The organism is Nocardioides sp. W7 (assembly GCF_022919075.1).
In the GTDB taxonomy this organism is placed as follows: domain Bacteria; phylum Actinomycetota; class Actinomycetes; order Propionibacteriales; family Nocardioidaceae; genus Nocardioides.
In genome coordinates this window covers 1,149,863-1,168,296 of record NZ_CP095078.1, presented here as the reverse complement: position 1 = coordinate 1,168,296, position 18,434 = coordinate 1,149,863, and the positions used below count along the sequence as shown (strand labels likewise).

Annotated in this window: 22 protein-coding genes; 10 read left to right on the top strand and 12 right to left on the bottom strand. The window is 69.7% G+C overall.

From position 1 onward, the window contains the following. Nucleotides 1-22: 22 nt before the first annotated feature. Nucleotides 23-418 carry a helix-turn-helix domain-containing protein gene (locus MUB56_RS05590; protein ID WP_244932356.1) on the bottom strand — a complete coding sequence of 132 codons (396 nt, stop codon included), beginning with the start codon at nucleotides 416-418 and terminating at the stop codon, nucleotides 23-25. A 125-nt stretch (nucleotides 419-543) separates the two neighbouring features. On the opposite strand from MUB56_RS05590, the gene MUB56_RS05585 reads away from it, so the two are divergent. Continuing rightward, nucleotides 544-1,449, top strand: a complete 906-nt coding sequence (locus tag MUB56_RS05585) for an NADP-dependent oxidoreductase (protein ID WP_244930916.1) — start codon at nucleotides 544-546, stop codon at nucleotides 1,447-1,449. Between the two features lie 10 nt (nucleotides 1,450-1,459). On the opposite strand, the gene MUB56_RS05580 is transcribed toward MUB56_RS05585, so the two are convergent. Both MUB56_RS05580 and MUB56_RS05575 read right to left on the bottom strand, forming a co-directional pair. Further along, a complete protein-coding gene (locus tag MUB56_RS05580) occupies nucleotides 1,460-2,194 on the bottom strand; it encodes a hypothetical protein (protein WP_244930915.1) in 735 nt (244 codons plus the stop codon). A gap of 164 nt (nucleotides 2,195-2,358) precedes the next feature. After that, complete coding sequence (locus MUB56_RS05575) at nucleotides 2,359-4,539, bottom strand: MMPL family transporter (protein WP_244930914.1); 2,181 nt, start codon at nucleotides 4,537-4,539, stop codon at nucleotides 2,359-2,361. Between the two features lie 119 nt (nucleotides 4,540-4,658). Here MUB56_RS05575 and MUB56_RS05570 point away from each other — a divergent pair, with 119 nt between their 5' ends. After that, nucleotides 4,659-5,405, top strand: coding sequence for a TetR-like C-terminal domain-containing protein (locus tag MUB56_RS05570; RefSeq protein WP_244930913.1), 747 nt, complete (start codon nucleotides 4,659-4,661; stop codon nucleotides 5,403-5,405). Nucleotides 5,406-5,472: 67 nt separating this feature from the next. Here MUB56_RS05570 and MUB56_RS05565 read toward each other — a convergent pair whose 3' ends face one another. From MUB56_RS05565 to MUB56_RS05535, 7 genes are all read right to left on the bottom strand, one after another. Continuing rightward, complete coding sequence (locus tag MUB56_RS05565; protein ID WP_244930912.1) at nucleotides 5,473-6,159, bottom strand: NAD-dependent deacylase; 687 nt, start codon at nucleotides 6,157-6,159, stop codon at nucleotides 5,473-5,475. Next, entirely contained in the window at nucleotides 6,156-6,782 is a 627-nt protein-coding gene (locus MUB56_RS05560; protein WP_244930911.1) for a class I SAM-dependent methyltransferase, read from the bottom strand. Before MUB56_RS05560 ends, MUB56_RS05565 begins: the two co-directional genes overlap by 4 nt. A 50-nt stretch (nucleotides 6,783-6,832) precedes the next feature. Next, nucleotides 6,833-7,453: a dihydrofolate reductase family protein gene (locus tag MUB56_RS05555; RefSeq protein WP_244930910.1), complete on the bottom strand. Its 621-nt coding sequence runs from the start codon at nucleotides 7,451-7,453 to the stop codon at nucleotides 6,833-6,835. After that, a complete protein-coding gene (locus tag MUB56_RS05550) occupies nucleotides 7,453-7,959 on the bottom strand; it encodes an SRPBCC family protein (RefSeq protein ID WP_244930909.1) in 507 nt (168 codons plus the stop codon). The genes MUB56_RS05555 and MUB56_RS05550 overlap by 1 nt, the downstream gene beginning before the upstream one ends. Before the next feature lie 3 nt (nucleotides 7,960-7,962). After that, complete coding sequence (locus MUB56_RS05545; RefSeq protein ID WP_244930908.1) at nucleotides 7,963-8,304, bottom strand: metalloregulator ArsR/SmtB family transcription factor; 342 nt, start codon at nucleotides 8,302-8,304, stop codon at nucleotides 7,963-7,965. Between the two features lie 73 nt (nucleotides 8,305-8,377). After that, entirely contained in the window at nucleotides 8,378-9,097 is a 720-nt protein-coding gene (locus tag MUB56_RS05540) for a hypothetical protein (protein ID WP_244930907.1), read from the bottom strand. Next, on the bottom strand, nucleotides 9,027-9,596 hold the full coding sequence (locus tag MUB56_RS05535; RefSeq protein WP_244930906.1) for a hypothetical protein: 570 nt from the start codon (nucleotides 9,594-9,596) through the stop codon (nucleotides 9,027-9,029). The genes MUB56_RS05540 and MUB56_RS05535 overlap by 71 nt, the downstream gene beginning before the upstream one ends. Nucleotides 9,597-10,475: 879 nt before the next feature. Here MUB56_RS05535 and MUB56_RS05530 point away from each other — a divergent pair. The 8 genes from MUB56_RS05530 to MUB56_RS05495 all read left to right on the top strand — a co-directional run bounded on the left by MUB56_RS05530 (nucleotide 10,476) and on the right by MUB56_RS05495 (nucleotide 15,701). After that, entirely contained in the window at nucleotides 10,476-10,814 is a 339-nt protein-coding gene (locus tag MUB56_RS05530; protein WP_244930905.1) for a hypothetical protein, read from the top strand. 6 nt (nucleotides 10,815-10,820) lie between these two features. Continuing rightward, entirely contained in the window at nucleotides 10,821-11,240 is a 420-nt protein-coding gene (locus tag MUB56_RS05525) for a hypothetical protein (protein WP_244930904.1), read from the top strand. Further along, nucleotides 11,233-11,745, top strand: coding sequence for a hypothetical protein (locus tag MUB56_RS05520; protein WP_244930903.1), 513 nt, complete (start codon nucleotides 11,233-11,235; stop codon nucleotides 11,743-11,745). The genes MUB56_RS05525 and MUB56_RS05520 overlap by 8 nt, the downstream gene beginning before the upstream one ends. Beyond that, a complete protein-coding gene (locus tag MUB56_RS05515) occupies nucleotides 11,742-13,439 on the top strand; it encodes a hypothetical protein (protein ID WP_244930902.1) in 1,698 nt (565 codons plus the stop codon). Before MUB56_RS05520 ends, MUB56_RS05515 begins: the two co-directional genes overlap by 4 nt. Next, nucleotides 13,436-14,011: a sigma-70 family RNA polymerase sigma factor gene (locus MUB56_RS05510; RefSeq protein WP_244930901.1), complete on the top strand. Its 576-nt coding sequence runs from the start codon at nucleotides 13,436-13,438 to the stop codon at nucleotides 14,009-14,011. The genes MUB56_RS05515 and MUB56_RS05510 overlap by 4 nt, the downstream gene beginning before the upstream one ends. Next, entirely contained in the window at nucleotides 14,004-14,705 is a 702-nt protein-coding gene (locus tag MUB56_RS05505; protein WP_244930900.1) for a helix-turn-helix transcriptional regulator, read from the top strand. Before MUB56_RS05510 ends, MUB56_RS05505 begins: the two co-directional genes overlap by 8 nt. Then, a complete protein-coding gene (locus tag MUB56_RS05500; RefSeq protein WP_244930899.1) occupies nucleotides 14,702-15,010 on the top strand; it encodes a hypothetical protein in 309 nt (102 codons plus the stop codon). The genes MUB56_RS05505 and MUB56_RS05500 overlap by 4 nt, the downstream gene beginning before the upstream one ends. A 67-nt stretch (nucleotides 15,011-15,077) precedes the next feature. Further along, nucleotides 15,078-15,701, top strand: coding sequence for a hypothetical protein (locus tag MUB56_RS05495; RefSeq protein ID WP_244930898.1), 624 nt, complete (start codon nucleotides 15,078-15,080; stop codon nucleotides 15,699-15,701). 526 nt (nucleotides 15,702-16,227) lie between these two features. Here MUB56_RS05495 and MUB56_RS05490 read toward each other — a convergent pair. Together MUB56_RS05490 and MUB56_RS05485 are read right to left on the bottom strand one after the other, a co-directional pair. Continuing rightward, nucleotides 16,228-17,394, bottom strand: a complete 1,167-nt coding sequence (locus tag MUB56_RS05490; RefSeq protein WP_244930897.1) for a Xaa-Pro peptidase family protein — start codon at nucleotides 17,392-17,394, stop codon at nucleotides 16,228-16,230. Continuing rightward, nucleotides 17,382-18,407 (bottom strand): sugar ABC transporter substrate-binding protein, encoded by a 1,026-nt coding sequence (locus MUB56_RS05485; protein ID WP_244930896.1) that lies wholly within the window; start codon nucleotides 18,405-18,407, stop codon nucleotides 17,382-17,384. Before MUB56_RS05485 ends, MUB56_RS05490 begins: the two co-directional genes overlap by 13 nt. Nucleotides 18,408-18,434 lie beyond the last annotated feature (27 nt).

Sequence of the window (18,434 nt, the reverse complement as noted above, 5' to 3'; positions counted from 1 at the left end):
GGCGTGGGCACGTCGAGGGTGCTCAGGCCGAGCGGGCGTCGTACTCCTCACGCGCGGTGCGGACGTCGTCCATGTGCGCCTCGGCCCAGCCCTTCAGGTGACGCACGACGGCGTGGAGCGAGGCGCCGAGCGGGGTGAGGTCGTACTCGACGGTGACGGGCACGGTCGGCGTGACCGTGCGGGTCACCAGCCCGTCGCGCTCTAGCGCGCGCAGGGTCTGGGTGAGCATCTTCTGGCTCACGCCCGCGAGGCGTCGGGCGAGCTCGGAGTAGCGCATGCTGCCTCCCTCGGCGAGGGCCGCCAGGACCAGGGCCACCCACTTGTCGGAGAGCCGGTCGAGCAGCTGCCGGCTCGGACACTCGCGCAGGAAGGCGTCGTAGGTGACCTTCTCCTGCTCGCGGCGCTGCGCTGCGGTCATCGTCGGCACGAGGCCCTCCCAGGCACGTTCGGGCAAGTTACGCACTTCAAGGTGCCTACTTACCAACGGAGAGTTACCCCTCCATCGTGGTGCATGACAACACCATCCGACAAGAGGAGAGCACCATGAGCACGTTCCGCGCAGCCGTCGTCCGCACCCCGGGCGGTCCCGACTCCATCGAGCTGATCGACGTGCCGGTGGTCGAGCCAGGTCCCGGGCAGGTCCGGGTGGCCGTCGCCGCGGCGCCGGTCAACCCGGTCGACCTCGGGGTCAGTGCCGGCTTCTTCCACGGCCTGGGACTGATCGACCAGCCCGCCCACACCGGTCTCGGCTGGGACTTCGCCGGCACCGTCGTCGCCGTCGGGCCGGACGCCGGCCTGGCCGTGGGGGACCGGGTCGCCGGCCTGGTGGGCGGCTTCGACCGCGACTTCGGCACCTACGCCGAGCAGCTCGTCGTACCGGCAGCCGACCTCGCCGTGGTCCCGGAGGGCCTGGACCTGGTGGCGGCGTCCACCCTCGCCCTGAACGCGCTGACGGCAGCACAGCTGGTCGACCTGCTCGGCGACGGCGGGGGCCGTTCGCTGCTGGTGACCGGAGCGGCCGGCGCCGTCGGTGGGTACGTCGTCCCGCTGGCGGCCGAGCGCGGCTGGCGGATCACCGGGTTGGCCCGCGCGGGGGACGAGGAGTTCGTGCGCGGGCTCGGGGCCGACTTCACGACGAGCACCCAGCGCGGCTGGGATGCGGTCGCCGACGGCGCCGTCCTGCAGGAGGCCGGCCTCGACCTGGTCCGCGACGGCGGCACGTTCGTCGGCGTCCAGCCCTCCGCCCCGCCCGCGCCCGAGCGCGGGGTGCGGGTGCTCGCCGTCGAGGTCGTGCCGGACGGACGTCGTACCGCCGACCTGCTCGCCCGGGCCGCGGCCGGGGAGCTCCCGACCCGCGTCGCGGGCGAGCTCCCGCTGGCCGAGGCCGCGGAGGCGCAGCGTCTGGTCGCGAAGGGCGGGGCGCGGGGCCGCTACGTGCTGCGGCCCTGACCGGGACCGGTCAGCTGCCGAGCTCGTCGAGGTCGACGGTGTCCTCCGCGGCGGGCGCCTCGACGGGCACCTCGGCGTCGAAGTCGGAGAACGTGATCGCCCCCTGGTCGTCGCCCTCGGTGCGCTCCATCTTCAGCAGGTAGTGGTCACCCTCGACCTGGACGTGACCGACCGAGGGACCGTCCTCCCCGTCGGTGTTGGTGATCGCGATCGCCTCGGTGCCGTCGATCTCGGAGACGTCGCCCTTCTCGTAGGTGTTCTCCTCGTCGTTGTCGACGAGCTCCTCGAGCAGGCTGTCGAGGTCGCAGAACTCGCCGAAGCCCTCGTCGCCCGCCGGCATCACGACCCACCGGCCGGCGACGAGGTCGATGATCGTCTGGGCCTGCTCGCCGCCCTGGGCGAGCCAGAACTCGTCGCTCGGCTTGAACCAGGCCGTGCCGTCGGCGCCGAGCAGCTCGGCCGACGCCCCGCCGACGGAGACCGAGCCCGCGCACTCGCCGGCCGTGCTGACCGCGAGGTCGAGCGCGATCTCCTCGCCGTCGCTGCTGATGGAGCCGCTGACCCGCACCGACTCCAGACCGGCCATGGCGTCCTTGGCCGCCTCGGCGATCTCCGCGCCGGACTGGTCGGTGAAGGAGCTCGAGCTCTTGGACCCACCGCCGTTCCCGCTGTCGTCGTCGCCACCGCAGCCGGTCAGCAGGGTTGCGGCGCCGAGCACGGCGGCGGCCAGGGTCAGGGTCTTCATGAGATCTCCTCGGGAGGGGGGTCGGCATCGCATCACAGCACATGCCGCCCACCCCCCGGGCGACACGCCCGGCGGGCACTCAGGCAGTGAGGCCGAGGTCACGGCTGAGCGGCTCGTCGTCTCGTGGTCGGCTCGTGGTCGGCTCGTCGCCGGCATGGAGCAGCTCAGACCGCGGAGTGCTCCCGCCCGGGGTCGATCTCTCCGATCTGTCCGGGGGCCTCGTCGCTCTCCCGGAAGCCGTACCGCTCCCACCAGCGGCGGAGCGGACCGGGGGCGTACCAGTTCCAGTCCCCGAGCAGCTTCATCGTCGCCGGCACCAGCAGGGCCCGGACGACTGTCGCGTCGATGAGCAGGGCCACCAGCATGCCGATGCCGAGCATCTTCATGAACACGATCCCGCTGGTGCCGAAGGCACCGATCACCACGCCCAGCAGCAGGGCCGCGCTGGTGATGATCCGCCCCGTCTTCTGCAGGCCCGTCGCAACCGCGAGGTCGTTGTCGTGGGTCCGGTCCCACTGCTCGCGCACCCGCGAGAGCAGGAACACCTCGTAGTCCATCGAGAGCCCGAACAGGATCGCCAGCATCAGGATCGGGTTCGTCACGTCGAGGAAGCCCTGGGGCGTGAACCCCAGCAGGTCGGCCAGGTGGCCTTCGCTGAAGATCCAGGTCACGACGCCGAAGCAGGCGGCGACCGAGAACAGGTTCATCAGCACCGCCTTGACCGGCAGCACCACCGACCCGAAGGCCAGGAACAGCAGCACCAGCATCACGACGAGCACGATGAGTCCCATCCACGGCAGGTGCGCGCCGACGGAGTCGATCAGGTCGACGGTCGCCGCGGTCTGACCTCCGACGAGCACGGTGCCGACCTCGGGCTCGATGTCCCGCAGGTCGTGAACGACCGCCTGGGACCCCTCGGTCTGGCTGTTGCCCTCCCAGACGGCGCGGAGCAGGGTCGCGCCGTCCGCCTGCGCGACCGGGACCACGGCCGTGACGCCCTCGACCTGCTCGACCGCGCGGGTGTACGACGCCACCTGCTGCTCGGGCACGCCCTGCAGGAGCAGCGACGCGGCCGAGGACTCGGGCCCGAACTCCGCGTTCAGCTTGTCGATCGCCACGTGCGCCGGCGCATCGTCGGGCAGCACCCGGTGGTCGACGCTGCCCCAGCGCGCGCCGAGGAAGGGCGAGGCGACGACCAGCAGGCCGACGACGGTCACCACGATCACGACGACCGGCCGGCGCATCACCGCCCGGGCCAGCCGCGCCCACCGGCCGTGCCCGTCGTCGACCGCCACGGCCCGGTGCCGGCGCCAGGGCAGCCGGCCGGCGTCCACCCGGCGACCCAGCAGCCGCAACGTCGCCGGCAGCACGGTCAGCGCCGCGACCATCGCGACCAGGACCGCCGCGATCCCGCCGTACCCCATGCTCTTGAGGAAGGCCTGCGGGAAGATCAGCAGGCTCGACATCGCCGCCGCCACGGTCAGACCGGAGAAGAGCACGGTCCGGCCGGCGGTCGCCATGGTGCGTCGTACGGCGATGGCCGCGGCGTCCGGATGGTCCGGCGGGACGAGCGCCAGCTCCTCGCGGAACCGGCTGACCACGAACAGCGCGTAGTCGATCGCCAGGCCGATGCCGAGCAGGGAGATCACGTTGACCGCGAAGACCGAGACGTCGGTGACCATCGTCAGCACCCGCACCACCGCCAGCGCCCCGAGCATCGCCACGACGCCGACCAGGACCGGCATCGAGGCCGCGACCAGGCTGCCGAAGATCAGCAGGGCGAGCAGCAGCACCAGCGGCATCGAGATCAGCTCGGCGCGCTTGAGGTCGTCGGAGGTGATCTCGTTGACGTCGGTGAAGACCGCGTAGGTGCCCGCCAGGTCGGTCTCCAGACCCGCTGCCACCAGGCCTGGGCTGATCTCCTCGTAGGCGCGGGTGAAGTCGTCCTCCGACTCCCCGGCCAGCGAGATCTGCACCTGCGCGGCGTGTCCGTCGGCGCTGACCAGGTCGGGCCGGTCGCTGTCGTAGTACGGGACCACCGCGGAGATGAGATCCGCGGGGATCGCATCGACGACGGCCGCGACGGCCGCGCGGAACTCGGGCTGGTCGGCGGTGAGCTCCTCGCTGGAGTAGATCGCGATCACGTCGAGCGACCGGTTGCCGAACGTGTCCTGCTCGACTCGGAGCTCGCGCGAGCTCTCGCTTCTCCTGTCGTCGAAGCCGCCCTGCGAGAGATGGTCGAAGACGCCGATCCCGAACACGCCGGCGGCCAGGGCGACCGCCAGTCCGGCGAGCAGCACGGTCAGTGCCCGACGGCCGACGAAGGCCCCCCAGCGTTCGATCATGACGGTCTCCTCGCGACCTGGTGAACATGGGTAAGTAGAGTGAAGGATGTAAACCGTAAACGGGGTAAACTATTCGCGTCAACGGTTCGCGCAGACGGGAGCGGTCACGGGTGGGGACGTTGCGGGAGCCGACGAGGCGCGAGCGCCAGCGCGAGGCGACGTACGACGAGATCGTGCGGGCCTCACGGGCCCTGCTCTCCGACGGCGCCGACCTGTCCCTGCGTGGGGTGGCGAGCCGGATGGGGATGACCGCGCCGGCGCTGTACCGCTATGTCGCGAGCTACCAGGAGCTCGTGGACCTGGTCGCCTTCGAGATCGACAAGGCGGCGACCGCCACGTTCGCGGCAGCCGCCGACGAGCTGCCCGAGGACGATCTCGCCGGCCGGCTCGTGGTCTCGGTGACCGCATTCCGCCGATGGGCGCTCACCCAGCCCCGCGAGTTCGGCCTGGTCTTCGCCAACCCGGTCGCCGACTCCTCCTGCACCCGCCGGGAGATGCTGACGCTGTCGTCGTCGGGCCACCTGTTCACCGACCAGATGCGCGCACTCTGGCAGCAGAACCGGCATCCCGTCCCGTCTCTCGAGGACCTGCCACCCACCGTCCGCGATGCGGTGCTCGACCCGCTGATCCCGGCCGAGGTGGAGGGGCTCGCCCCCGAGGACCGCGGCCTGCTCTGGGTCTACATGCAGGGTTGGACGCGGCTGTACGGCGTGGTTGCGCTCGAGGTGTTCGGCCACCTGGACCCGCGCATCATCGCCAGCGGCGAGATGTTCATCGACGTGGTCCGCGGCTTCGCCCCGGTGATCGGCCTCCAGGACGACGTAGCTCGGCTGGAGGGGCTGATCCGGGACCGGCTGGCGGGGTAGTCCGTCACACAGTGGGGGTCAAGAGCGGGGCAGGCTCAGGCGGTCTTAGCCCCGCCCGTGTGACGGACTACCCCACCAACGCGTCCACCCAGGCCGGCACCAACCGGGACGCCGGGCCGTGCCGGGTCTCGTCGAAGAGGTGGCTGCCCTCGGAGGGGAGCAGGTTCAGCTCGAGGGTGCGCGCGCCGTACGACGCCGCCGCCTGGACGAAGCCGGCCGCGGGGTAGACCGCGCCCGAGGTGCCGACCGAGACGAACAGGTCGCAGCGCTCCAGGGCGGCGTAGATCCGGTCCATCTCGTAGGGGATCTCGCCGAACCAGACCACGTCGGGCCGCAGCTCGGTCACGCCGCAGCGGGGGCAGGGCGGGAGGTCGGCGAGCGGGTCGGTCCACGGCGAGCGGCTCCGGCAGCCGCGGCACAGGGCGGAGAGCAGCTCGCCGTGCATGTGCAGCACCCGCTGCGAGCCGGACCGCTCGTGCAGGTCGTCGATGTTCTGGGTGACGACCAGCAGGTCGTCGCCGAGGGTCTCCTCCAGCCGCGCCAGCGCGTCGTGGGCGGGGTTGGGCTCGACGTCGGCGAGCGCCGCGCGGCGGGCGTCGTAGAAGGCGTGCACGAGCGAGGGCTTGAGGTCGAAGCCCTCCGGGGTCGCGACGTCCTCGACCCGATGGCCCTCCCAGAGCCCGTCGGCGTCGCGGAAGGTGGGGACCCCGCTCTCCGCGGAGATCCCGGCACCGGTCAGCACCACGACCCTCATGCCCCGATCCTCTCGCGCCGCTCGTGCACGGTCACGACGTACCCGCCGCCGTCGTACGGGTCACCGTCCCAGGTCGCGAACGGCTCGGCCGCGACCAGGCCCGCCGCCGCCATCGCCGCGTCGACGTCGGCCAGCGGCGTCACCGGGCAGTCGCCCGGCAGGTGGGCGGCGTCGAGGCCGAAGCCGCAGACGACCCGGCCGCCGGCGCTCACGTGCGCCGCGAGCCGCGCGGCGACGGCGTCCAGGGTCCCCGGCTCCAGCAGCGGGACGATGTTGCCGGCGAGCAGCACCAGCTCGAACGTCTCGCCCAGGTCGAACGACGCCAGGTCAGCCTCCTCCCAGCGCAGGCCGGGCGCCGCCCGGCGGGCGACGGCCAGCATCGAGGCGTCCACGTCGACCCCGACGACGTCGTACCCCAGCTCATCGAGATGTACGGCGATCCGGCCGGTCCCGCAGCCCGCGTCCAGCACCCGGGCCGGCGGCGCGACCAGCCGGGTCACGAGGGCGGCCTCGCCGTGCACGTCGTGCCCGGCGGCGGCCAGCCGCGCGAACCGTTCGGCGTACGTCGTCGCGTAGTCCTCGCCGGCTTGGGCGCGGGCGATCCTCTCCCAGGAGCTCGACATGCCGCCGAGCCTAGTGAGCGACGCGTCGGGGAGCACCGAGGTCGAGAGAGCTACCGCTCCCGGACGGCGTAGGTCAGGTGGGTCACCCGCTGCGTCGGCTCCGCGCGCACCTGCTCCAGGGCCACGCGACCCGCGTCCACGCCCTCGAACAGGCGGATCCCGGAGCCGAACAGCACGGGCGACAGCGCGATCGAGAACTCGTCGACCAGACCGGCGTTCAGGTACTCCACGATCGTCGCGCCGCCGCCTGCGATGCGGACGTCCCGGTCGCCGGCGGCCTCGCGGGCCTGGTCGAGCGCGGTCTCGATGCCGTCGTTGACGAAGTGGAAGGTGGTCCCGCCCGGCCGCTCCCAGGCGTCACGCTTCTCGTGCGTCACGACGAAGACCGGCGTGTGGAACGGCGCCTCCTCCGGCCACGCCGGCTCGCCGGCGTCGAACATGCGCTTGCCCATCACGCTCGCGCCGGTGCGCTCGAACGTCTCGCGCACGATGTCGTTGTCGGGACCCTCCTCGCCGCCCTCGCCGAGCTTCAGGCGCTCCCGGAAGTACCGCTGCGGGAAGATCCACTGCTGCAGCTCCATCCACTGCTGCCCCATCAGGTCCCCGAGAGACTCGGGCGCGATGTAGCCGTCCAGCGACATCGACACGCTGAAGAACACCTTTCCGGCCATCAGCCCTCCGCCCCCGACCGAGCGATCTCGCAGACGTACGCCGCCAGGTTGCTCAGGGTCTGCTGGCCGCCCTCGATCGCGTGGTACTTCTCGACCGCCTCGTCGCGCAGCTCCTGGGTGGGGAACACCGTGCGCATCTCGATCCGGGTCGCCGCGCCGTCGGGCGCGAACGTCAACACCGTCTCGAAGGCGTTGGGGTCGTCTCGGGACTCGCCGTGGAGCAGTGCGATCCTCTCCGGCGGGGTGAGCTCGGACCAGGTGATCCACTCCTGGTAGTCCGTCCCGTCCGGTCCGTGCATCACGAAGTCCCACTCGCCGCCGACCCGGAACTCGAACACCCGCGTGGTGGTGGTGAACCCCTCCGGGCCCCACCACCGCGCCAGGTGCCGCACCTCGGTGAACGCCTCGAACACCAGCTCCCGTGGGGCGTCGACGACCCGCGTGATCACGACCTCGCGGTCGGCCGCCGCGGACTGCGCCTGCGCTTCTCGTCCCGTCGCGCTCATCAGCTACTCCTCTGCCTTCGTCTGCTTCAGGTCCTGCACGTACGCGTCCAGCCGGTCGAAGCTCTCCTTCCAGAACCGCTCGAAGCCGCCGGCCCACTCGTGGACCGGTCGCAGCCCGTTGGCGTCGAGGCCGTACAGGCGCTGCTTGCCCGCCTTGCGGTCCCGCACCAGCCCGACCTCCCGGAGCACCCGCAGGTGTTTGGACGCTCCCGGCTGGGTCATCCCCAGCTCCTGGGCCAGCTCGGTCACCGGCCGCTCACCCGCCCGCAGCAGTACCAGGATCTCCCGACGCTGCGGCTCGGCGATCGCGTTGAAGACGTCCGACGTCGTCGCTGCCCGTGCCATAGCGCGATCATATGCCGATATCGGCATGCGTCAAGCCGGAGATGGCTCAGGGAACTCAGGTGCAGATCGAGCTCTACCCCGACCGCCTGGACAACAATGCCCGGAACACCGAGCCCAGCATCGCGTCGGGGCGACCTGACCGGGGGAAGGCGCACTTCACCCGCGCTGCCCCGAAGAGCGCGAACGCGCTGGCCGGCGCGGAAGTCTCACCGAGCCGCAGCGTCTGAACGCCGGCCAGCCCGACGGTGACACGAGTCGCGGGGGCTCCGGGCATCGCGATGCCGCTCCAGATCCCGGAGGTGCCGGAGCCGACGCTCAGGGTCGACGCGACGGACGATGTGTCGGCCACGCCGGCGAACCCGTCGAACTCGGTGCACCGCTGGTCCAGCCGCCACTCGAGCCAGCTCGGCCGATGGGGTTCGCTCAGGTCCAGGAGGTCGACGGTGTGCGGGTAGTCGACGCCGCCGATCTTCCACCCGGGCTCGCCGCCCCCGCCATGGTGGTCGTTGGAGCTGGCCACGACGGCGAGGTCGTCGAGGTGGTGCCAGCCGTACACCTGGAAGTCGCCCGCGGACACGTAGCGGTCGACGAAGGCTTGGGTGCGCAGCTGCCAGCCGTACTTGATCCGCAGGAGCACGGCGGCGCCGGACACCTGGGGCACGCCCTCGAGCAGGTACCGGCCCTGCCTGTTGACCCGTGCGGTGTTGACGATCAGCCATTCGTCACGGTCGGCGTCGTACTCCTGGAGGCTGAGGAAGTCGCCGGCGAGGTTGGGTGTCGTCGTGCCCCGCACGGAGATCTTCGCGCCGGGTTCGACCGTGCGAGGGGTGCCGGCGATGACCCTGATCCGCTCGCGTGCAGGCCATCACCCGGCCGGACGGAGCCCCGGCGGTACGCCGCGTGGGTAGCGCGCGGGCCCGCAGGTAGAGCGACGAGATCAGCCGCCTCTTGAGCCGGTACGTGCCGTCGGGCTTGCTCCGGGTGGTGCCGACCCGCTGCCAACTGGTCGAGCCTCCCGGGAAGCGCATCGACTCGATGACCACCTTCGTCGCGACCCCGGCACCGCCCGGGCGCTCGGTGACGCGCCCGGCGACAGCGATGCGGCTCCCCGACAGGACGTTCTTCGGTGCCTTCACCGTGACGCGCACCTTCGTCGGCTTGGCCCGCGGCGCCTCACGGGAGACCGCACGGTCGTGGGTCGCCGCCGCGACCGACGGGGTGCCGGCGAGCGCCAGGGCGACGGTTGCGAGCGGGACGACGAACAGGGTGCGGAAGCGGAGTGGCAACGGCACGGAGAACCTCCGGAACTGGAACGCGGCCCGAGAGGCTGGTCGCCCAGTATGTGAGCGATCCGATCACGGTCCCTGTCGGAGCCCGGTGTTCACCCAATTGGGGTGAGACCCGCCGGCCCTCGGTACGACAACGACATCGACGGGCGCTGGCGCTCGACCCGGAGGTCAGCCAGACTCCCCGACTTGCGTCACTTCTGCGCCTCCGGCCTGATCGCCGCCGGCTGCGACGTCGTCACCGTGCAGCGCGAGCTGGGGGCACTCGTCCGCGGCGACCACGTTGACGAACTACAGCCAACCTGGCCCACGGCCGAGGATCGGACCCCGCGCGTCGCAAGCGCGGAGGACACGGCCCGACGTCCGAGTTCTTGCGGGCTCTTTGCGGACTGAACGCGGACTCCTGGCCCCTACACCCCGTCTGACCTGCGCAAGCGCGCAAACTCAGTAGCACCAGGGGACGCGCGGCACGCTGAGCGACTGTCGTTGATCCTGGACTGCACTGCGAGCCTGACCTGCAAGAACACGTTGGCTGTCGTCGAGCACGAACGGTCGCGGCTGGGCGTCCTGCCACACTTTTGCCACATCTCTGCCCGTCCAACCCTGTAGCCCTTTGCGGCTTCAGAATGACGCTAGTCGGAATCTTCAGGGCTCGCAGTGCCGCTGGAGGCTGGCCATCGGGTGCCGACCGGCGCGTCTGCCGAACCTGTCCTACGGACTGCAACGTTCGACGGGTCCTGGGGTGCCGGGTAACCCGATCGTCCGAGGTCACCCAGAGACGCCGCAAACGAGCATGTCGCTGAGTTCTTTCCGGCAGCAGGCTTTCACGGACCCCCGCGACGACGTCTATCAGGCAGAGCGGGCACAAACAGAAAGGAGCCCACAGTGAGCACTCACTCCGAGAGCGACACGACGTCCAAGCCGGGCCACGGCGACGACCACCCCTTCAAGGTGACCATCCGGTCCCTGGCTGGCCACAGCGACAAGGTGACGGTCAAGCCGTCCGACACTGTCGGTGAGGTCACCGACAAGGAGGTCAAGCTGTTCGTCAACAAAGGCTGGCTGACCGCCGGCGACTACTCGCTGAGCCTGCCCCGGGTCTCCGACAACGAGCTCGACCCGTCGGCGACCTTCGGCGACCTCCGCATCGTCGAGGGCGACGTCCTGGTGCTGATAAACCGCAAGCCCCAGGTCGACGGCGCCGGCATCACCCACACCAAGTAGCAGGCAGTGGCTCTTCACCCGGCGGTCCTGGCCGACCTCCTCGACGCGGAGGTCGGCCGGGCCTGCCTGAAGCTGGGCGACCTGGCCGGCGACCTCCACCGGGACGGGTCGAACATCGCGATGACCCTGACACGTCACGACGGCACGTGGAACCTGCTGCTGGACGGTTCCCGCTACGACTCCGAGCCGTTCGACGCGACCCTGGTCGACGACGCCAGCGAGATCCTGGCGGTGGAGCAGTGGATTCCCGGCTTCGGCCTCGGCATCCACCCCAGCCTCGGCGTTCCGTTCGTGTGCGTCAGCGGCACCCGCGGCTACTACGCCCACGAGAGCCACTTCACCGAGCGCTGGGACTCCCACCGCTTCAGCATGCGACTCGACTCCCTGATCGAATCCCTGCTCCGGAAGACAGGCATCCATGCGTAACCACCACACCTCCTCCACGCCCGCAACGACGCCCCCGGCCCCGGAGGCGCCACTGGTGCTGACCTCGAAGGTGCTCCAGGACGCGCGCACCTTCTTCGAGGACCGCGGAACGTTCGGCCTCGAAGGCACCGCGATGATGAAGAAGGGCACCGGCCTCGAGCTGGTCGTACCACGGCAGAACGCGCACCGCGACACCTACGGCCACGTCAACGTCGAGGTTCCCCGCGAAGGTCAGATGGACCTCGCCCTCGCGCTGGGCCCCGACGACCTGTACGTGGCACGCATCCACAGCCACCCCGGTGATGCGTTCCACTCTGCCGCTGACGACGCCAACCCGGTCATTTCCTTCGAGGGCGGCATCTCGATCGTCGTTCCGTTCTTCGGGCTGGGCCTGCGGCGCGGCCTAGACGCCTGCGCCGTCTACCTCTTCCACGACGGGTACTGGGTCGAACTGAAGGCCGGACCGGACCGCGACCGCTGGATCGCCGCGGAGGAGTCGTCGTGAACTCCTCGGTCGAGGACCCACGTCTGCGGCTTCTCGGGAGCCAGACCGTCGGCGGAGCGCAGGAGCCGGCGACCCAGGTTCTTCGCCGGCTCGACGAGACCGAAGTCGCCGTCGCCGTCGCAGCGGACGCCGACGATGCTGCGCGCGTCGCTGTCGCCGCGTTCGTGACGATGATCGCCCGCCTGGTGCCGGGCGTCGTCGTCAACGACCCGGCCGGAGATGGTCGTCGCCTGCCGAACAACTGGTGGCAGGCGGCATCGTGGGCTGACCTGCTCGACAAGCTGACGCCGGTGCGCCCGGTCACCGACCTGCCCGCCACCCGACAGATCACGGTTGGTTTCGGCGTCGCCGAGCCCGTCTGCGACGTCTACGTCGGCGGCGGCGACTGGAACGTCGTGCTCGCCGACCACCCCGTCGTCATGGAGACCGGCACCGTCCACGGCCTCGGGCTTCATGCCGCAGGGAGCCTGGCGGTCAGCCAGGTCCTCATCAAGGTCCTCGCCGACCTGGGCTTCCCGGGCGTGGAGGTGATCGGGACGATCGAGACCAACTTGATCGACCACCGTCTGCGCCTGGTCGACGCCAGCGACCTCACGGTCACAAACCCGGCGGCCGAGTGCGAGATCGCGCGAACCGCGTTCCTCGGCGTCGGTTCGGTCGGCACCAGCGCGATGGCCGTGCTCGCAACGGCGTGCTCACCAATGCTGAACGGGTCGGCGGCCGCGGCCGCGTTGGCCGCAGCGCTGGAGGTGACCGCTGTCGACAAGGACGTCTTCGACCCCGACCGAAACCCGTACCGTTACCCGGCCCTGCTGGGAGGCGAGACCGGCAAGAAATCCACCGGGATGGTCGAGCGCCTCCAGCAACTTGGGCTGACCGCCGAGGCTCGCGATACCGACGTCGCGACCTGGAACACCACCAAGAACGAACCCGGCTGGCACGGCGTCGTGATCTCGAGCGTCGACACTCTCAGCGGGCGGCTTGACGTCGCCGACGTGCTCAGCAAGGCGACCTTGTCTGCCGGGGTGTCGGGCACTGAGCTTCACGTGCAGTGGGAGCGGTTCGCCGACGGGTTCGCCTGCCCGTTCTGCGACTTCGTCCGCGCCGACCCGCCACTGACCCAAGCCGGCGTCTACTCCCAGGTCACCGGTATCCCGATCCCGCGGGTGCTCGCTCTCCTCCAGGACGGAGCAGTCTTGGCGGCCTCCGACGTCGACGTGGCGATCGCCGCCGGCCGCGTACCCGCGCAGCGACGTGACGCTCTGGTCAGCGCCCCGCTCAGCGACCTGATCCGTCAGGCGTACGCCGAGGCCGAGATGCGACCCCAGGGCGGCGACGCAGGTGCCGACGCGGCGAACGGTTACAGCGACGTCATCGCGGTTGCGTCGCCACAGGTGTCCTGGTTCGCCGGTACCCTGATCGCCGCCGAGCTGGTGAAGCACATGCTCAACCTTCCCACTGTTGACCGGCGGGTCGACCTTGACGTCGCTGGCTTGCCAGCCGGGATCGTGCGCCGGCCGCACGCCGACGCCACCGGCACGTGCATCTGCCACTCCGGCGTACGCCGACGCTGGTACCGGACGATGTACGGCGACCTCCCGGCGACCGAGGTGGGACGTGCGGCGGATTCCTCTGCCGATCGAGCCGAAAACTCACCCGTCCTGTCGGGCGCATCGCCGATACTTGAAGCGTGACCGACGCGCTGGCCGACGACCCCGGTGAGAATGCGCGCGTCTGCACCCCATCCGACGTCGCCGCCCAGTACCGGCAGCACCACGAGTGGCTGCGCAAGGTTGCGAACCGATTCTTTGACGGCAAGCGGCCCGACCTGGCCGCCGAGGCGATCGGCCTGCTGTTCGCCCACCTTCTCGAGCTGGTCGAGGAGCAGAAGCTCACCGACCGGGGCGAGGGCTGGCGCGGCTACCTCCGCAAGGCGGTGCTGAACCGGTGCGTCGACCTGGTGCGCGCCGAGAAGAAGACCCGGGAGCGCTTCCCTCCCGGTGATCCCGAGGAACCTCGCATCATCGACCAGGACCCGCTCGGGGACTACGCCGCTGCCGAGGACCTCGCGCGTCGACGGCAGGGGAAACTGAACAGCGCTGTCGAGAAGCTGACCGACCGGCAGGTCACGATCGTCCGGCACTTCCTGAACGGAAAGACGAACAAGCAGATCGGCGAGGAGCTCGGCATCACCGGTCAGGGAGTCGGCGACCAGCTCAAGACCATCATCAAGAAGTGTCATGAGGAGGTGACGAAGGATGAATGACCCGAACACCGAGAAGACGTCGCCCGCGACCGACCCGTTCGTCGAAGCACTGCTGGACACAGTGGCCGGGCGCCCGACGTCCGCCGACCTCACCAACGACGAACGTGACTTGATCGCCGGCATCGCCGAATGGGCACCTGGACTTCCAGAAGCACTTGCCGAACTCGACGCCGAGACGGACCAAACCAGCCCGACACCAGTGCGAGTCGACGACCCGATCGCTCAGATGCTCGGCCTCGTCGAAGACCCAGCAGTTCTCATCAACGGTCGCCAGCTCGCTGCCATACGGAAGTCAGCAGGCCTCACCGTCGGCGAACTTGCACAGCGACTGAGCCAACGAGGCTGGGACGTCACCACGAACAATGTCTTCTCCTGGGAACGCGACAAGCTCAATCCACCACCAGCAACCATCAACGCAGTCGCCGAAGTCCTCAACGTCGCCGCCGACTCGATCCTGACGACCAACACACAGCGAGCGCAGACCCTCGACGTCCTTTTTGACGACGAGATCATCGCCGCGTTCCTCGACCAGTGGTCCCGGGAAAGCAACGTCCCCGTCGAACGACTCGCTGAACATTCCAAGCGACTGCTTGCCACCGCCGGCAAACGCAACGCCACCTCTGCGACACCTCAAACACTCCTGGCGATCCTTGAGCACTTCAAGAACCTGCCCAGTTTCTTGGACCCGGCGTGAGCACCCGCCGCGACCACGCGCGTCGCCTCATCGAGGCCATCGAGCCGGCGCAACGTGCCGCCGTCGCGAACCACCCCATCACTGGCATCGAGAGCCTCGGCTACACCGTGGTCGCCGAACCGGCGCTCATCTCGCAGCGGGGCGCCGGTGGCCTATGCGACGGACTGTCCTTCGCCGAACACAACACCGTCATGTACTCGCCGACCCCCGGCTCGAAAAGGGAGAACTTCACCCTCCTTCACGAGGTCGGACACATTCTGGTCGAACGCGACGACGACGCCCTTCAACTGGCTCGCCGACCGTAACGACCCGGACGCCGAAGTCGAGCGCCTCTGCGAAGAGATCGCAGCAGACCTCGTCGTACCCCAAGACATGCTCGACGACCTCGTCGGCACCGGCCCGATCACCGGCGAAGACCTCAAGACGCTAGTCGCGCGGTCGGCCGCGAGCGGCCCGGCCTGCGCCATTGCCTTGTCGAACAGGCTCCCCTCCGGGGCGGTCGTCATCATCGACCGTGCCCACGCGCGCGTCATCCACTCTGCTCTTCGCGGCGACTCACTGAAGGTGTACCCCTGGAAGCACGGGGACGTGCCCCTCGACCATCCGCTGCTCACCCTCAAGCCGGGCGACACGATGACAAGGAAGACCCACTGGTCTGACGAGTGGAAACGACGACAGGACTTCTACGTGAGCGCGGTAGCCACCGAGAAGCGTGTCTACGCCGTGTTCAGCACCTCCGACCTTTGGGGCGTGGATAAGCTCCACGGAGGCCAGGCCTCACCAGAGAAGTCCGCCGCACCTCGACTCGGGAAGCTTTGCCGCTGCGGCTTCGCCGGCACGGCGGTCGGCTGGCCGTGTGACACGTGCCGTCACCAGTTCTGTCCCCGCTTCGGCGACTGCGACTGCCAACGCCGCGACGACGTGCAAGGGACGTGCAACAGTTGCTTCTGCAAAGCCCCCGACCTCGAAGACGGCTTGTGCAGCGGGTGCCGCTAGGCAACTGGGTAAACACTAAAAAGCCCAGGCATTGAACGGGCGCCTTCGGTCGACCCTGTAGCCCCGCCAGCCCAGGCGCGTCACACCCCCGCAATGGGTCGCGTGAGGAATGACGAGTTGGGATCACGACCGCGCCGCGGTCCAGCCTCGGGGCGACTCGGCGAGTCGATCGTCCTGAAATCCTGGCGGAGTGTGTGCGCACCTGAGGCCGCACCCGCCCTTCCAGCTGAGCAACGCGCCATCGCACAGGTCAACGCAGAACGATTGGGCGAGTCCCGGCAATCGTTGGAAGCGCCGGTCGAGTTGGAACCTCTGACCGGCAGTCGCGCGGAGGTGTCGGCTGTCGTCGCTGTTTGTCGGGCCGGACCGGAATCTTGCGGACTATGCGCGGCCGCGGTCCGTTCGGAGCCCCCGCCTGGCACCCGACGAGAAACTGGTTTCACCGGGGATGCGCGGAGCCTCTCACGAGCCGGCTATGCGTCCTCTCCCACAGCAGTGGGGACTCCGTGCAGCCGGGAGGCCACCCCTAGTCGACCCACAGGTCTCGAGACTGTCGGTTGAGCTGCTCGCAGCCGTGCTCCGTGACCACCACGATGTCCTCGATACGCGTACCGAGGTCCGGACGGTAGATGCCCGGCTCAATGCTGAAGGTCATGCCTGGAGCCAGCACGTCGTGGTTGCCACTCACGATGTTGGGGCTCTCGTGCACGTCCAAGCCGATCCCGTGGCCGGTGCGGTGGAGGAAGAACCGGGCGAGGTCGTGACGTTCGAGCACGGTCCTCGCCGCTCGGTCGACCTCGTGGGCCGTTACGCCTGGGCGCACCATCGCGATGGCAGCATCGAAGGACTCGCTGAGCGCTTGGAAGAGACGTCGCGCTGCCGGGGACGGCGGACGCAAGGCATAGGTGCGTGTGCAGTCGGCGAAGTACCCGGTCCCCAGTCGGCCGCTGATGTCGACGAAGACGAGGTCATCAGAACGCAGGGCGCGAGCCGTTGCGGCGTGGTGCGGGTTCGCCCCGTTCTCCCCCGACGCGACGGCGACGAACGTGACCTCCTCGAACCCCGCGGCGTCCATGAGGTCGTGGACGTCGGACGCGACCTCGGCCTCGGTCCGTCTCGGCACCAGGAGCTCGGGGAGCCTGGCGTGCACCGAGTCGACGGCGCGCGCCGCCACACGCAGCTGCTCGATCTCCCCATCGTCTTTAACCCTCCGGAGGCGTCGTACCGCGTCATCCACGGCAAAAGTGCTGCCGTCGCAGGCACCCATCAACTGCAGCAGGTGCGACGCGGGTAGCGAGCCGGAGACGCTGACCCGACCTCTGCGGGGGAGGTGTTCCGCGACGATAGCGTGCACGTCCTGGCCGTCAGACCACGGAGTCAGCTCGATGCTCAGTCTGGTGGCTACCGACTCCCAGGCCGACGACTCGACTGTTGGCACGATGAGCACGGGAGTGGAGCCCGGCTGGATCACCAGGACGGTCAGGCGCTCGAACGACGAGTGCGACTCACCCAACAGGTACCTGAGATCGCTGCCGGGCGAGACCAGCGCTGCGCCGATCCCTGACGCCTCCAGCTGGGATTCCAGGCGTGCCCGCCTGACGTCGAGAGGAGTGCTGCCCGGCGCAACGGCGTGGGCCCCGGCGAGGGGCGCGGCGCCCCGGCTGGTCGCCCAACGCCGACTCAGGACGTCCATTGGGCAGTGAAGTCGGCGGCGTTGTCCTTGATGAGGTACGCACCGTCGACGGGCGCCAGGGTGCTGGCATCGACGACCGTCTCGTCCGGGGTCTTGCCCTGCGCGAGCTGGATGGCGATCGTCGCGCCGGTCTCACCGATCGAGAACGGCAGCGTCAGCATCGACCCGAGCCATGCGCCGTTCTTGACGGCTGCCACCGCCTGCTCGCTGCCGCCGAAGGAGATGATCTTGACCTGCTCTGACTTCGAGGCCGCGTCGATGGCCTGGGCCGCGCCGAGGGTCTGCTGATCGGCGAAGGAGACCAGCACGTCCAGGTCGGGGTTGCGCTGGAGCTCGCTCTGCATGACGCTACGGCCCGTCACCGTGTCGTACTTGCCGTCCTGGGTCCCGACGAACTCGACGTTGCTTGGCGCCTTCTCCATCACTCCGGCGAAGCTGTCCTTGGCGGCGCGGTCGCTCGGGAACGTGCTGTCGCCGTTGAGGAAGAAGACCCGACACGGGTCGACCCCTTCGCAGGCCTCCACCGCGTGCCCGGCCATAGCCTCCGCGACTTGTCCGTAGTCGCTAGCGACGACGCCGCCCTGCCCCTCGACCTGAAGGTCGATCTTCGTCGCGTCGGGACCACAGGCGGACGTGACGCAGACGACCTCGATGCCGGCCGCCGCTGCACGTGCGAGGGGCCCGGCAATGGCGGCGCCGTCGACCGGCTCAATGACGAACGACTTGAAGCGACCGGACGTAACCGCGTCCTGGACCTGCCCGATCTGGGCCGTCGAGTCGAAGCTGGCGTCGAAGACCTGGACGTCGCCGGCGCCGAGGTCCTGGGCAGCCTTCTTGACTCCGGCGGCCTGCGCCTGCTCGTAGGAGTTCGCGGAGGTCGAGAGGAAGACGCCGACGCCGTCAGCGCCTGCTGCTCCAGACCCGCTCGAACTGGGGTCCGAGCCGCATGCGGCGAGCCCACCGGCGAGGCAGAGCAGACCAGCGGTAGTGGTTGCCAGAAGTTTGGGGTTCATGTCTGTTGATCGCTTTCCCTGAGGCGT

Excerpts from the sequence above, each read along its gene's own strand:
- MUB56_RS05590 (WP_244932356.1), bottom strand. The coding sequence starts at position 418 with ATGACCGCAGCGCAGCGCCGCGAGCAGGAGAAGGTCACCTACGACGCC.
- MUB56_RS05585 (WP_244930916.1), top strand. The coding sequence starts at position 544 with ATGAGCACGTTCCGCGCAGCCGTCGTCCGCACCCCGGGCGGTCCCGAC.
- MUB56_RS05580 (WP_244930915.1), bottom strand. The coding sequence starts at position 2,194 with ATGAAGACCCTGACCCTGGCCGCCGCCGTGCTCGGCGCCGCAACCCTG.
- MUB56_RS05575 (WP_244930914.1), bottom strand. The coding sequence starts at position 4,539 with ATGATCGAACGCTGGGGGGCCTTCGTCGGCCGTCGGGCACTGACCGTG.
- MUB56_RS05565 (WP_244930912.1), bottom strand. The coding sequence starts at position 6,159 with ATGAGGGTCGTGGTGCTGACCGGTGCCGGGATCTCCGCGGAGAGCGGG.
- MUB56_RS05560 (WP_244930911.1), bottom strand. The coding sequence starts at position 6,782 with ATGTCGAGCTCCTGGGAGAGGATCGCCCGCGCCCAAGCCGGCGAGGAC.
- MUB56_RS05555 (WP_244930910.1), bottom strand. The coding sequence starts at position 7,453 with ATGGCCGGAAAGGTGTTCTTCAGCGTGTCGATGTCGCTGGACGGCTAC.
- MUB56_RS05550 (WP_244930909.1), bottom strand. The coding sequence starts at position 7,959 with ATGAGCGCGACGGGACGAGAAGCGCAGGCGCAGTCCGCGGCGGCCGAC.
- MUB56_RS05545 (WP_244930908.1), bottom strand. The coding sequence starts at position 8,304 with ATGGCACGGGCAGCGACGACGTCGGACGTCTTCAACGCGATCGCCGAG.
- MUB56_RS05520 (WP_244930903.1), top strand. The coding sequence starts at position 11,233 with ATGCGTAACCACCACACCTCCTCCACGCCCGCAACGACGCCCCCGGCC.
- MUB56_RS05505 (WP_244930900.1), top strand. The coding sequence starts at position 14,004 with ATGAATGACCCGAACACCGAGAAGACGTCGCCCGCGACCGACCCGTTC.
- MUB56_RS05495 (WP_244930898.1), top strand. The coding sequence starts at position 15,078 with ATGCTCGACGACCTCGTCGGCACCGGCCCGATCACCGGCGAAGACCTC.
- MUB56_RS05490 (WP_244930897.1), bottom strand. The coding sequence starts at position 17,394 with ATGGACGTCCTGAGTCGGCGTTGGGCGACCAGCCGGGGCGCCGCGCCC.
- MUB56_RS05485 (WP_244930896.1), bottom strand. The coding sequence starts at position 18,407 with ATGAACCCCAAACTTCTGGCAACCACTACCGCTGGTCTGCTCTGCCTC.